The organism is Nisaea sp., from assembly GCF_040217065.1.
Lineage (GTDB): Bacteria > Pseudomonadota > Alphaproteobacteria > Thalassobaculales > Thalassobaculaceae > Nisaea.
In genome coordinates this window covers 587051-599665 of record NZ_JAVJNX010000005.1, presented here as the reverse complement: position 1 = coordinate 599665, position 12615 = coordinate 587051, and the positions used below count along the sequence as shown (strand labels likewise).

The 12615-nt window shown below is 62.0% G+C and carries 13 protein-coding genes; 3 read left to right on the top strand and 10 right to left on the bottom strand.

All coding sequences use genetic code 11. The annotated features are described in order from the left end of the window. Positions 1-57 precede the first annotated feature (57 nt). The 7 genes from RH950_RS07505 to RH950_RS07475 all read right to left on the bottom strand — a co-directional run bounded on the left by RH950_RS07505 (position 58) and on the right by RH950_RS07475 (position 7311). The gene (locus RH950_RS07505; RefSeq protein ID WP_502889746.1) at positions 58-777 is read right to left on the bottom strand and encodes an ABC transporter ATP-binding protein; all 720 of its coding nucleotides are present in this window, start codon (positions 775-777) and stop codon (positions 58-60) included. A gap of 22 nt (positions 778-799) precedes the next feature. After that, the gene (locus RH950_RS07500; protein ID WP_350055271.1) at positions 800-2044 is read right to left on the bottom strand and encodes a lipoprotein-releasing ABC transporter permease subunit; all 1245 of its coding nucleotides are present in this window, start codon (positions 2042-2044) and stop codon (positions 800-802) included. 27 nt (positions 2045-2071) lie between these two features. Continuing rightward, on the bottom strand, positions 2072-3391 hold the full coding sequence (gene proS / locus RH950_RS07495; RefSeq protein WP_350055269.1) for a proline--tRNA ligase: 1320 nt from the start codon (positions 3389-3391) through the stop codon (positions 2072-2074). Between the two features lie 159 nt (positions 3392-3550). Further along, on the bottom strand, positions 3551-4063 hold the full coding sequence (locus RH950_RS07490; RefSeq protein WP_350055267.1) for a MarR family winged helix-turn-helix transcriptional regulator: 513 nt from the start codon (positions 4061-4063) through the stop codon (positions 3551-3553). 90 nt (positions 4064-4153) lie between these two features. After that, positions 4154-5035, bottom strand: a complete 882-nt coding sequence (mmsB, locus tag RH950_RS07485) for a 3-hydroxyisobutyrate dehydrogenase (RefSeq protein ID WP_350055265.1) — start codon at positions 5033-5035, stop codon at positions 4154-4156. A 60-nt stretch (positions 5036-5095) separates the two neighbouring features. Then, a complete protein-coding gene (locus RH950_RS07480) occupies positions 5096-6163 on the bottom strand; it encodes an enoyl-CoA hydratase/isomerase family protein (RefSeq protein WP_350055263.1) in 1068 nt (355 codons plus the stop codon). Continuing rightward, positions 6160-7311, bottom strand: a complete 1152-nt coding sequence (locus RH950_RS07475; RefSeq protein WP_350055261.1) for an acyl-CoA dehydrogenase family protein — start codon at positions 7309-7311, stop codon at positions 6160-6162. The genes RH950_RS07480 and RH950_RS07475 overlap by 4 nt, the downstream gene beginning before the upstream one ends. Before the next feature lie 272 nt (positions 7312-7583). Here RH950_RS07475 and hemB point away from each other — a divergent pair, with 272 nt between their 5' ends. Beyond that, the gene (gene hemB / locus RH950_RS07470; RefSeq protein WP_350055259.1) at positions 7584-8585 is read left to right on the top strand and encodes a porphobilinogen synthase; all 1002 of its coding nucleotides are present in this window, start codon (positions 7584-7586) and stop codon (positions 8583-8585) included. Positions 8586-8633: 48 nt separating this feature from the next. Here hemB and RH950_RS07465 read toward each other — a convergent pair whose 3' ends face one another. From RH950_RS07465 to RH950_RS07455, 3 genes are all read right to left on the bottom strand, one after another. Beyond that, positions 8634-9452 (bottom strand): cyclase family protein, encoded by an 819-nt coding sequence (locus RH950_RS07465; protein WP_350055257.1) that lies wholly within the window; start codon positions 9450-9452, stop codon positions 8634-8636. Between the two features lie 91 nt (positions 9453-9543). After that, positions 9544-10530: a YheT family hydrolase gene (locus RH950_RS07460; RefSeq protein ID WP_350055255.1), complete on the bottom strand. Its 987-nt coding sequence runs from the start codon at positions 10528-10530 to the stop codon at positions 9544-9546. Continuing rightward, positions 10517-11446 carry an alpha/beta fold hydrolase gene (locus RH950_RS07455; RefSeq protein ID WP_350055253.1) on the bottom strand — a complete coding sequence of 310 codons (930 nt, stop codon included), beginning with the start codon at positions 11444-11446 and terminating at the stop codon, positions 10517-10519. Before RH950_RS07455 ends, RH950_RS07460 begins: the two co-directional genes overlap by 14 nt. Before the next feature lie 137 nt (positions 11447-11583). Here RH950_RS07455 and RH950_RS07450 point away from each other — a divergent pair, with 137 nt between their 5' ends. Together RH950_RS07450 and RH950_RS07445 are read left to right on the top strand one after the other, a co-directional pair. Next, positions 11584-12042: a GNAT family N-acetyltransferase gene (locus RH950_RS07450; protein ID WP_350055251.1), complete on the top strand. Its 459-nt coding sequence runs from the start codon at positions 11584-11586 to the stop codon at positions 12040-12042. Positions 12043-12078: 36 nt separating this feature from the next. Further along, a complete protein-coding gene (locus tag RH950_RS07445; RefSeq protein ID WP_350055249.1) occupies positions 12079-12549 on the top strand; it encodes a hypothetical protein in 471 nt (156 codons plus the stop codon). The last annotated feature ends 66 nt before the right edge of the window (positions 12550-12615 follow it).

Below are 12615 nucleotides of genomic sequence, written 5' to 3'. Positions count from 1 at the left end.
CGTCAGCGTGAACAACAGGCGAACACCTGACACTCACCCGCAACACTCTGACGAATATTACTTAATTGACCGAAGCGTGCCGTCGCGCAGTTCCACGATCCGGTCCATCGAGCGGGCGATCTCGAGGTTGTGCGTGGCGATCAGGGCGGCGATTCCCGTTGCCGAAATGATCCGGCGAAGCTGCTTGAAAACCTCTTCGGCCGTATGCGGATCGAGATTGCCCGTCGGCTCGTCCGCCAGAAGCACGGCCGGCACATTCGCGATCGAGCGGACAATGGCGACGCGCTGCTGCTCCCCGCCGGAAAGTTTCGCCGGCCGGTGGCTCTCCCGGTTTTCCAGCCCGACCAGTTCCAAGAGCTGCCGTGCCCGGTCCCGCGCCTCGCTCTTCGACAGGCCGGAAATCAGTTGCGGCATCATGACATTCTCGAGCGCCGAGAATTCCGGCAGCAGGTGATGGAACTGATAGACGAAACCGATGCCCTCGCGCCGGATCCGGGTGCGCTCCGCCTCACTCGCCTGGCTGCAATATTCGCCCTGGAAAATCACGTCCCCCGTGCTCGGCGGCTCCAGCAGACCGGCGATATGCAGCAGCGTCGATTTGCCGGCGCCCGATGGCCCGACGAGCGCTGTCACTTCCCCGGCCTTCAGGCTCAGGTCGATGTCATGCAGAACCGTCAGGGTGCCGCCCGCCTGCTCGAAACTGCGGGAAACGCCGCGAAGCTCGAGCACGGCATCGCTTGTCGCCCCGCCGCGTGCAATCCGTTCGATCGCCGACATTGGCTGGTCCGTCGACCCGGTATCACTCATAGCGCAGGGCCTCCACCGGATCGAGCCGGGAGGCCCGCCAGGCCGGGTAGATGGTCGCCGCAAAGGACAGGAACAGCGCCATGGAAACCACCGTGATCACTTCCAGCGCATCGACCTCCGCAGGCAGCTTGGAGAGGAAATAGATTTCCGCCGAGAACAGCTCGGTTCCGGTCAGGCTCTGCAATCCTTGCCGGATGGTCTCGATATTGTCGCAGAAAACCAGGCCGAGGATGGTCCCGCCGATCGTCCCGATCACCCCGATGCTGGCGCCGGACATGAAGAAGATGCGCATCACCATGCCCTTGGAGGCGCCCATGGTGCGCAGGATGGCGATGTCCCTGCCCTTGTCCTTCACCAGCATGATCATCGAGGAGATGATGTTGAAGGCAGCAACCAGGATGATCAGAGTCAGAATCAGGAACATGACGTTCCGCTCGACTTCCAGCGCATTGAAAAAGCTCGAATTCTGCTGCTTCCAGTCGAGCGAATACTTGTCCGTGCCGATCACCTTGCGGAGCGGCAGACGGATCTCGTCGACCTGCTGCGGGTCGTTCACCATCACCTCGACCGCGTTCACCGCGTCGCCGCTCTTGAAGAAGGTCTGGGCGGCCTTCAGCGGCATGTAGATGAAGGTATTGTCGTATTCATACATGCCGACATTGAAGAGCGCCGCGACCGTGAAGGCACGCATCCGCGGCACGCTGCCGATCACCGTCGTCGTGGTGCTGGGAGAGATCAGCGTGATCTTGTCGCCGACCCCGACCCGGAGACGCCGTGCCAGCCGGGCCCCCATGATCACCCCACTCTTGCCGCTGAACTCTTCCAGCGATCCGGCGATGATGTTGTCCGGGACGATCTGCCGGCTGAGCAGGGCGCTGGCCCTGAGCCCGCGCACCAGGGCGCCGGAGGCGATGCCATTGGCCATGGCCATGACCTGTCCCTCGAGCTGCGGGGTCACCGTCAGCACGCCCGGAATCTCGCCAATCCGGACAGCCAGCTCGTCAAAGCCCTCCATCGGCGCCGCTTTGCTGTAGACCGACATATGGCCATTCAGCCCGAGAATCCGGCCGATCAGTTCTGCCCGGAAACCGTTCATCACCGACATGACGATGATCAGGGTCGCCACCCCGAGACCGATGCCGAGCAGGGAGAATCCCGCGATGACGGAGATAAAGCCTTCCTGGCGGCGGGAGCGCAGATACCGCATGGCCACCATGCGCTCGAAAATGCCGAACATTCAGAACCCCTCAGAGCCGGACCCGTATCAGGAAGCAAACTTGTTCAGGGCCGCTTCCGGTGTCATTTCCTCGACGGCACCGCTCTTGCGGTTCTTCACCTCGACGACCCCGGACTTCAGCCCGCGCGGGCCGACAAGGATCTGCCAGGGCACACCGATCAGATCGAGGTTGGCCATCTTCGCACCGGGACGGTCATCCCGATCGTCGATCAGCACCTCGATGCCGGCCGCCAAGAGCTTTGCATATAGGTCTTCGCAGACCGCTGTGCATCCCTCGTCGTCGGTTTTCAGATTGGCGATGCCAACCGTGAAGGGGGCAACCTGTTCCGGCCAGATGATGCCCTTGTCATCGTGGCTGGCCTCGATGATCGCACCGACCAGGCGGGAGACCCCGACACCGTATGAGCCCATATGCACCGGCACGTCCTCGCCTTCCGGCGAGGAGACCACGGCGTTCAGCGGAGCCGAATACTTGGTTCCGAAATAGAAGATCTGCCCGACCTCGATGCCGCGACGCTCCTTGAGCTTTTCATCCGGCACCGGAGCCTCGCCCGGAACATGCTTCTCGTCCGTCGCCGCGTAGAGCGAGGTGTAACGCTCGACGATGGCATTCACCGCGTCCATATCCGTGTAGTCCACGGTCATGTTGGCGAAGTCCTGATCTTCCCATGCCTGATCGTAGAACACACCGCTCTCGCCGGTATCGGCGAGGACGATGAATTCATGGGACAGATCGCCGCCGATCGGGCCGGTATCGGCCTTCATCGGGATCGCGCTCAATCCCATCCGGGCATAGGTTTTCAGATAGGCGACGAACATCTTGTTGTAGGCGTCGACGGCGCCTTCGAAGGTCGTGTCGAAGGAGTAATTGTCCTTCATCAGGAATTCGCGGCCGCGCATGACACCGAACCGCGGGCGCACCTCGTCCCGGAATTTCCACTGGATGTGATAGAGCATCAGCGGCAGCGCCTTGTAGCTGCGCACATGGGTCCGGAAGATATCGGTGATCAGTTCCTCGTTGGTCGGGCCGTACAACATGTCCCGCCCGTGCCGGTCCTCGATCCGCAGCATTTCCTTGCCGTAATCGTCGTAGCGGCCGCTCTCGCGCCAGAGATCGGCAGGCTGGATCGTCGGCATCAGGACTTCCTGGGCGCCGGCCGCATCCTGTTCCTCGCGGACGATCTGTTCGATCTTGCGCAATACCCTGTGGCCGAGCGGAAGCCAGGAATAGATCCCCGCACTGGCCTGCTGGATCATTCCGGCGCGCAGCATCAGGCGATGGGAGACGATCTGTGCCTCCTTCGGATTTTCGCGCAGCGTGGGCAGAAAATAAGCGGAAAGGCGCATGAAACCCTCTGTGGTCTGGGTGGTTTGATTTATGGCCGCAAGGCGCTGCGACACTCTATGGAAAGGCTTTTCTGCTGTCCAAACGAAAACACGGCCGGAGTGCCGGCCGCGTTTTGACGAGTTATTCAGCGTTCCGGATGCGCCCGGACTGCGTCGGCGTCAGACCGGCGGCATGCCACCCCTGATACCGAAATTGAGAAGCCCCATCCAGAACCGCTCAAGCTCCCGAAAGACCGCGCTGGATTCTGTCAGCCGGTCCGGGCTTCCGCCGTTTTCCCCGAGGGCGGTCGCATGGCGATCGAACATCTCGGTGACGAAGCTGCAGAGTTCCAGTCCCTTGTCGGAAAGCTTCACCCGGATCGAACGGCGGTCATGCGCGGATCGCTCCTGCACGAGGTAGCCGTTCTCAACCATTTTCCTGACATTGTAGGACACGTTCGAGCCAAGGTAATAACCCCGGTTGGTCAATTCACCGACCGTCAGTTCCTCGCTCCCGATATTGAACAGTATCAGAGCCTGGATGTTGTTGATGTCTTCGATACCCTTGCGGTCGAGCTCCATCTTCACGACTTCAAGAAACTGCCTGTGAAGCCGCTCGATCAATTTGATCGCTTCGAGATACTCGTTCTTGATCGCGGAAGGGTCCGCCGAATTTTGGTCCGGTGTCGTCACGCCCGACATATTCCTCCGAACTCCGAATTAGATGCGAATTCCATAAAATACTGTCCGTTCTTGTAGCGTCAAAAAATATCAATTAGCAACCTAAATGCCGCGAACTTTCTGGAAGATCGCCGAAAAATCGAGGTTACCGTCGCGTTCTGTCACAAATTTTCCGTAGAATTCCGCGGCCTTTTTCCCCATTGGAGTTATGGCATTAACGGATTCCGCAGCCTGTTGCGCCAGATCCAGATCCTTCAGCATCATGGCGGCGGTAAAGCCAGGTTTGTACTCCCGATTCGCTGGCGACGTCGGCACCGGGCCGGGAACAGGGCAGTAGCTTGTCATCGCCCAGCACTGCCCGGATGACTTGGAACTGATGTCGAAAAGCTTCTGACGATCGAGACCGAGCCTGTCCGCGAGCGCAAAGGCCTCGGACACCGCAATCATGGAAATCCCGAGCACCATGTTGTTGCAGATCTTTGCGGCCTGACCGCTCCCACTGCCACCGGCATGGACGATTGTCGCTCCCATGATGTCAAGCAGAGGGCTGGCGCGTTCAAATGCCGCATCTTCCCCGCCAACCATAAAGGTCAGAGTCCCGGCTTCGGCCCCGCCGGTTCCGCCGGAGACCGGCGCATCCAGCATCAGAAACCCTTTGGCCGCCGCGTCCGCCGCCACGGCCCGCGACGTATCCACATCGATCGTCGAGCAATCGATGAAGAGCGCGCCGGCTGCCGCGTTCGGAAACACGCTGTCGTCGTAGACCGCCCTGACATGCTTGCCCGCCGGCAGCATGGTGATGACCACCTCGGCATTGCGCACAGCATCAGCGGCGCTTGCCGCGGCTGTCCCGCCCGCCGCTTCAAGCTTCTCCAGACTGTCCGCGGAAAGATCAAATCCGCATACCGCATGCCCTGCGCCAAGCAGGTTCTTGGCCATCGGGAAGCCCATATTGCCAAGTCCGATGAATGCAATGCTGGTCATTGAAACGCTTCCTCACCTTTTCGTTCTTGTTGGCCGGGCCCAAAGGCCCGCCCTATTCGATCAGAGTCCGATCTTGCCGTCCGACTCGAAATAGGCCGCGACGGCCTCCGGCGTAACCGCCGCCAGGCTAGCCGGCGACCATTTCGGAGTCCGGTCCTTGTCGACCAGCAGTGCGCGCACGCCTTCGAAGAAATCGTCGGCCACCAGGAAACTCTGAACCATGGTGAATTCCATTTCCAGGTCCTCCGCAAGGCTGGCACAGCGCGCGCCCCGGCGGACCATCTCCAGTGTCACCTTAAGGCTTGTCGGCGAGCGGTGCGCAAGCAGGGCCGCGGTCTCTTCGCCAAAGCTGCCAGCATCGTCGTTCAGAGCGGCGAGGATCTCTTCGATCCGATCGAAAGCGAAAGCCTTGTCAATCACCGCGCGGTGCCTTGCCAGCGGCGCCTCTCCGGCAGAAACCGCATGCTCGGACAGCAGGACCGCGATCCGCCCGGCGGCATCCCCGCTCAGGTCGAGCTCAAGAAGTGCCTTGCGCAGTGCGGGCAGCGACCCGCTCGGCATGTAATGCGTGGCAGCCTCGATATAAAGGCAGTCCGCCGCTTTCACCGGTGCTCCGGTGAGCGCGAGGTAGGTGCCGAGTTCACCCGGGCAGCGCGGCAGGAACCAGCCGCCGCCAACATCCGGAAACAGGCCGATGCCGGTCTCCGGCATGGCAAAAAGCGTGCGCTCAGTCGCAACCCGGAAAGTACCGTGCACCGAAATGCCGACCCCGCCCCCCATGGTCACACCGTCAAGCAGCGCGACATAGGGCTTCGGGTACTCGGCGATGGAGCGGTTCAGGCGGTATTCCTCCCCGAAGAAATCCAGCATCAGCTTGGTCGGCTTGCCGGTATCCCCCTCTTCCAGGCGCGAGCGACGCACGGCGACGACATCACCACCTGCGCAGAATGCCTTTTCCCCGGCACCCTCTATCAGGATCGCCCCGACTTTCGGATCCTCCGCCCAGGCATCGAGCTGAGCCTGCATCGCCCGGATCATGTCCAGTGTCAGCGAATTCAGGGCGCGCTGGCGGTCCAGGGTGATGCAGCCAATGGCGCCCTGTACTTCAAAACGAACGTCGTCAGTCATTGATTCCATTCCGAGAGGAGTTTGCGGGCAATGATCACCCGCATGATTTCGTTGGTGCCTTCGAGGATCTGGTGGACACGCAGGTCACGAACCAGCCGTTCGAGCGGGAAGTCGCCAAGATAGCCGTATCCGCCATGGATCTGCAGGGCCTCATTGCAGATCCGCGAGCACAGATCCGTGGCCAAACGCTTCGCCATGGCGCAATGCTTGGTCGCATCCGGACTCTTCCGGTCGAGACTGTCGGCCGCCCGGTGTACCATCAGCCGCGCCGCATCAAGTTCCGTCGCCATGTCCGCGAGCTTGAACTGGGTGGCCTGGAATTCATTAAGCTTCTTGCCGAACTGGGCGCGATCAGCCGCATAAGACAGCGCCGCTTCCAGCGCGGCGCGGGCGCCGCCGAGGGAACAGGCAGCGATATTGATGCGGCCGCCGTCAAGTCCGGCCATGGCAATCTTGAAGCCGTCGCCCTCATTGCCGACAAGATTGTCCCGCGGCACCGGGCAATCCTCGAAAGTCACCATCGAGGTGTGCTGGCTGTGCCAGCCCATCTTGCGTTCCTTCTTGCCGTAGGACAGCCCCTCCGAGCCGCGCTCGACCAGCAGGCAGGAGACACCGCCCGCCCCGTCGCCGCCGGTGCGGGCCATGACAGCATAGACATCGCTTGTCGGGCCGCCGGAAATAAAGGCCTTGGCGCCGGTCATCCGGAAGGTGCTGTTGCCTTCCGGGGCCGCGCGGGTTTTCAAGGATGCCGCGTCCGACCCGGCGCCCGGCTCGGTCAGGCAGTAGCTCGCCATCTGTTCCATGCAGGTCAGCTTCGGCAGGAATCGGGCCCGGACCTCGTCCGAGCCGAACCGGTCCACCATCCAGGAGACCATGTTGTGGATGGAGATATAGGCCGCCGTCGACGGGCATCCGGCGGAGAGTTCCTCGAAAATGATCGCTGCATCGAGCCGGGTCAGGCCGGAGCCGCCATGTTCTTCGCCGACATAGATCCCGGCCAGACCGAGTTCGGCTGCCTTGCGGATCTCCTCCACCGGAAAGATCTCTTCCTCGTCCCAGCGCGCCGCGTTCGGCGTAAAATGCTCCGCGGTGAAGGCGCGGGCCATATCCTGAATGGCGCGCTGTTCCTCGTTCAGCTGGAAATCCATCTCAAATCCTCCATGGCCGGCACGTGTTCTTCGACGCACCTATTTCCGGGCAGCGCGTATTTCGAGCGGCGGATCATACGAGGCGCTCCGCCCGTGTTCAATCCGTCCCTTTGCCGCATCCCTGACATCCCATGCGACAACCGGTGCCTTTTCACGTGCCCCGCTCCGCTTTAACATCGGTCGTGAGAGAAACGCCCGCTGGTTAACAAACAAGGCCAAAGACAATGCCCCTGAACGGTTCCGCCACGCCCCTGTCCGCAGTTGAGACATCGATGCAGACCAGGCCGGGATTCCCGTCGATCCGCATGCGCCGGAACCGGCAGACCGACTGGTCGCGCCGGCTTGTGGCGGAGAACCGACTGTCCGTAGACGACCTGATCTGGCCGATATTCGTGCGGGTCGGGCATGGCCTGGAAGAACCGGTCGACTCGATGCCCGGCGTGTTCCGTTATTCCGTCGACCGGCTGCCGGAGATTGTCGGCAGGGCCCGCGACCTCGGCATTCCGGCGGTCGCCCTCTTCCCCTTTACCGAACAGGAGCTGAAAGACGAGACCGGCAGCTATTCCGAACGGGACGATAATCTGGTCTGCGAAGCCGTCCGCGCAATCAAGGCCTCCGTGCCAGATATCGGTGTGCTGTGCGACGTTGCGCTCGACCCCTATACCAGCCACGGCCATGACGGCGTGCTCCAGGATGACCGCATCCTGAACGACGAGAGTGTCGAGATCCTGTGCCGCCAGGCGCTGGCGCAGGCCCGTGCCGGCTGCGACATCGTGGCGCCGTCGGACATGATGGACGGCCGGATCGGCGTGATCCGCAAGGCCCTCGACGCACACGGCTTCGACAATGTGCAGATCATGGCCTATTCGGCGAAATATGCTTCCGCCTTCTATGGCCCGTTCCGGGACGCCGTCGGCTCGTCGGGCACCCTTGGTAAAGCCAGCAAATCCACCTATCAGATGGACCCGGCAAACACCGACGAAGCCCTGCGCGAGGTCGCGCTTGATATTGCCGAGGGCGCGGACATGGTCATGGTCAAGCCCGGCATGCCCTATCTCGACATCGTCCGGCGGGTGAAGGATACCTTCTCCATGCCGACCTACGCCTATCAGGTGAGCGGCGAATACGCGATGATCTCCGCCGCCGGACTGAATGGCTGGATCGACCGGGAGCGGGCGATGATTGAAAGCCTGCTTGGCTTCAAGCGGGCAGGCGCGGACGGTATCCTGACCTATTTCGCAATCGAAGTGGCGGAGCGTCTTAGAGCGGGCTGAAAATCTACCGAAACTGGCGCGGCAAGGACCGCGCCAGCTCCCTCAAGATCAAACCAAGGCGAAGATCCGGGCCGGACCGCCAGTGCCGCCCTTGTGCTTCGGCGCCCCGATAACCAGCGTTGCGCCCTTGGCCGGAACCTTGTCCAGGTTGGCGACGCATTCGATGCCGAACCGGCCGCTCGGCAGCCAAGCATAATGGGTCGCAAAGTCGCCGGATATGCCGTAATCGAGTGACAGGGTGTCGACCGCTATCGAGGCGGCGCCGGTCTCTTCCATCAGCATCTTGACGGTCTCGACATGGAAACCCGGATAATGCTGCTTCTCTCCATCGTAGTTCCGGAACCCGTCGCTGCCGACTTTCGCGCCCCAGCCCGAATACATCGCCACGCAGGCATGCGCAGGGATATCGCCATGCGCCGACATCCACATCCGGAGATCGGCGGGCGTGACCTGCGCATCGGCGCTTTCCGCCGCCTTCGCCGCGATATCGATCACGCAGAGCGGCGCCACCAGGCTGGTGACCGGAATCTCGTCGACAGACATGCCGTCGGCGGAGAAATGCAGCGGGGCGTCGATATGGGTGCCGGTATGCTCGTTCACCGTGATTTCGGACAGGTTGAAACCGTGTTCCTTGAAATTGAACTTCTGCTCCGATGAGAATTGCGGCGCGCCGAAATAGGTCGGGAAACCGGCATGCAGCGTGTGTGTCATGTCCTCGACGGCGTTATGCCCGGCCGCGAGGGCCTGCGGCGCCGAGAGCGCAGTAGCGGCAACGGCGGCCACACCGGCCGCGGCCGCGCCTTTGAAGAGAGAACGGCGGGACAGCATCTTGTCCTTGACGGCGTTCATCACGCAAATGTCGCACATGGAAGCCTCCTTATTGGATTTATGGAAACATTCTATGCACAGGCGACCGTTGTGCCGCAATGCGGCAAGACTGGTCCACAAATACGATGGACTAGATAATGTTCCTGTCTTCCAGAAATTTCCCCGCCATGCGCAGATGCCAGCTGCCCGCCCGGTCATGGAAACCGACATGGCCGCCATCCAGCGGCAGCAATGGGGTCAGCGCGGGATTTCCTGCCCAGTCGACCTCCAGATAGATCTTGCCCGGAATCCAGGGATCGTTCAGCGCGTGCACGACCAGCGTCGGCACCCGGACGCCCGGCAGGAATCCCTTGGCCGAGGACTTCGTGTAGTAATCGCGGGCGCCGTCGAAGCCGTTCCGGGCGGCGATGTGCCGTTCGTCATACTCTATCGTCGTCCGTGAATTGCGGACGGCGGAAAGCTCCCGCGCGGACAGGCCCGGGGTTGCCTGTGCCTGGCGCTTCATGCTGGAAAGCAACCAGGAATGATAGAACCGGTTGCGCGGCTGGATGAAGCGTTCCGAGGTGCGCGCCAGATCGATCGGAGCGGAGACGGAAATCGCCGCGGCAACATGCGGCCGGTCCTTTTCGCCGAGATATTTCAGCATCATGTTGCCACCGAGGGAGACGCCGAACAGCACGAACCGCTCGGCCGTCCCTGACGCCATCAGCTGAGCCAGCACCGCTTCGAGATCCGCGCTGCGTCCGGCATGGTAGGTGCCGGTGCAATCCGGCCGGGACGGGCCTGCGCCGCGCAGGTTGAGCCGGAGCACGGAAAGGCCGTTGCGGACGAAAAAACGCGCCGTGTCCCGGACATGAAAGCTGTCCTCGCAACCGGTCAGGCCGTGGATGATGACGACAAGCGGCGCTCCGGGTATCGGTTGCGCCGGATGCTCCAGCATACCGGACAGCCGGTCTCCGGTGCCGTCTTCCATGGGAAAGGTGATGCGTTCCGACCGCGCCGACCGAACGGCGGGCCGGCCACCGAAGACGACGCTCCGAAGAGTCTGCATATCCGCGCCGAGCCAGGGAAAGTGCGACTGGAAGGGCGGAAAGGACGGGAGGTCAGGAAGCGTCACGCGCGCTCCCATCGGCATCCGCGGAGGGCACGTCCGCACCGCCCTCTTCGTCGTCTTCCTCCACCGGCTCGAACTGCATGAGCCACGCGTGCACCGCACCGATCTGCGCTTCGTCCATCAGGGCCGGCGCATGGCCGCAGCCCTCGAACTCGATCAGGTCCGCCTTCGGGCCCCGCTCCGTCATTTCCTCGGCGACCTCGCGCGGCAGAAGATCGGAATTGGCACCCCGAAGCACCAGGGTCGGGCACGTGATCATGTCGTAGACCGCCCAGAGATCGACATCATTGATCGGTCCCTCGAATGCCTGCCCGATCGCCGGGTCGTAATGCATCCGGTATGTGCCGTCCGGCTCGCGGAAGACGCTGTGCTGGGTCATTTCAGACCAGTCGGCATCGGAAAGATCGCCGAAATCCGCCAGGGTCTCGCGCAGATACGCACCCGCCTCGTTCAGATTCTGGAACACCGGGGGCTCGGCGACATAGCTGCCGATCCGCTCCAGCGCAGCCTTCGGAATGAACGGCCCGACATCGTTGAGGATCAGCCGCTTCACCGGCGAGTCCTCCCGCGCCGCGAGCAGCATGCCGATAATGCCGCCCATGGAGGTGCCGAGCCACTCGACTTCCTGCAGGCCGCGATAATCCAGCAGTGCATCCGCATGGCGCAGATAGGTCTCGAAATTGTAGCCGTCCTTGTTGTTCAGCCAGTTGCTCCGGCCGCGCCCGACGATATCCGTCTCGACACAGCGGATATCCTTGCCGATCACCTTGGCCAGGGCATCGAAATCCCGGCCCTGCCGGGTCAGGCCGTGGGCACAGATCATGGTGCGCGGAAGCGACCGGCTGCCCCAGTCCGTGAAGGCAAGCCAGATGGTGCCATGATCGTCGGTGAAGGGGAAACTTCCCTGATCTGGTTTCATGATCCGTCCTGTCCAATGGCCGTCCTGTCCATGCTCACATATTCCCATCGGCCCGTTATGCGTCAAGTGCGTAGCCCACTTGTCCGCCGCCACGATACTGGTAAGGTCCGGCAATTGTTTCAGCGGGAGAACCAACGGTGGCAAGCAACGTGATTCGGGTCGTTCCGGCAGAAGAGCGGCACAAGGCCGACTGGCGCCGGCTCTATGACGGCTATGCCGCATTCTACAAGACCGAGATGACGGATGCCATCGCCGACACGCTCTGGGGCTGGCTGCACGATCCGTCCCATGTGCTGAACTGCCTGATCGCCGAGGATGGGAACGGCAAGGCCATCGGCCTCGCCCATATCCGGGCCATGCCGCGCCCGCTCTCCGGCGCCGAATGCGGGTTCCTCGATGATCTGTTCGTTGATCCGGACGCGCGTGGCCAGGGCGCGTTCGAGGCCCTGTTCAAGGCGATGGACGCGATGGCCCAGGACAAGGGCTGGGCGATGATCCGCTGGCTGACCCAGGAATTCAATTACCGCGGCCGCTCCGCCTATGACCGGATCGCCACCAAGACTCCCTTTATCCTTTATCAGCGCGAGACGCCCTGACATCAGGCTCTCCGTCAGAGAGAGCAGGAGAGACTTATGCCCTACACAATGATTATCGCCCTCGCCATCCACATCGTCTCCGCGGTGATCTGGGTCGGCGGCATGTTCTTCGCCTATACCTGCCTGCGCCCCTCCATGGGTACCCTGGAGCACGCGCCGGACCGGTTGCGCCTCTGGCGCGCGGTCTTCGCCCGCTTCTTCAGCTTCGTAACCACTCAGATTGTCCTGCTGCTGGCCAGCGGCTACTGGATGATCTTCATGGAGTTCGGCGGCTTCGCCGGCGTCGGCATCCATATCCATATTATGAACCTGACCGGTTTTCTGATGATGGGCCTGTTCGGCCATCTCTATTTCGCCGAATGGCTCAAGTTCCGCCGTGCGGTCGACGCCGAGGATTTTCCGGCGGCGGGGGCGCGGCTGAATCGCATCCGGATGATCGTCGCCACGAATCTCGGGCTTGGCTGGATCACCATCATTGTCGGGTCGACTGGTCGTTATTGGGGATAGCATTCTTGCCGCAGCCCGGCTTGCCCGGAACGGTCCTATCCCTTACAAATTCGGCCCCCGATCATT

What these genes read in the sequence shown, in the direction of transcription:
- hemB (WP_350055259.1), top strand. Translation starts at nt 7,584, where the DNA reads ATGCAGACCAGGCCGGGATTCCCGTCGATCCGCATGCGCCGGAACCGG.
- RH950_RS07455 (WP_350055253.1), bottom strand. Translation starts at nt 11,446, where the DNA reads ATGAAACCAGATCAGGGAAGTTTCCCCTTCACCGACGATCATGGCACC.
- RH950_RS07475 (WP_350055261.1), bottom strand. Translation starts at nt 7,311, where the DNA reads ATGGATTTCCAGCTGAACGAGGAACAGCGCGCCATTCAGGATATGGCC.
- RH950_RS07465 (WP_350055257.1), bottom strand. Translation starts at nt 9,452, where the DNA reads ATGTGCGACATTTGCGTGATGAACGCCGTCAAGGACAAGATGCTGTCC.
- RH950_RS07500 (WP_350055271.1), bottom strand. Translation starts at nt 2,044, where the DNA reads ATGTTCGGCATTTTCGAGCGCATGGTGGCCATGCGGTATCTGCGCTCC.
- RH950_RS07505 (WP_502889746.1), bottom strand. Translation starts at nt 777, where the DNA reads ATGTCGGCGATCGAACGGATTGCACGCGGCGGGGCGACAAGCGATGCC.
- mmsB (WP_350055265.1), bottom strand. Translation starts at nt 5,035, where the DNA reads ATGACCAGCATTGCATTCATCGGACTTGGCAATATGGGCTTCCCGATG.
- proS (WP_350055269.1), bottom strand. Translation starts at nt 3,391, where the DNA reads ATGCGCCTTTCCGCTTATTTTCTGCCCACGCTGCGCGAAAATCCGAAG.
- RH950_RS07480 (WP_350055263.1), bottom strand. Translation starts at nt 6,163, where the DNA reads ATGACTGACGACGTTCGTTTTGAAGTACAGGGCGCCATTGGCTGCATC.
- RH950_RS07445 (WP_350055249.1), top strand. Translation starts at nt 12,079, where the DNA reads ATGCCCTACACAATGATTATCGCCCTCGCCATCCACATCGTCTCCGCG.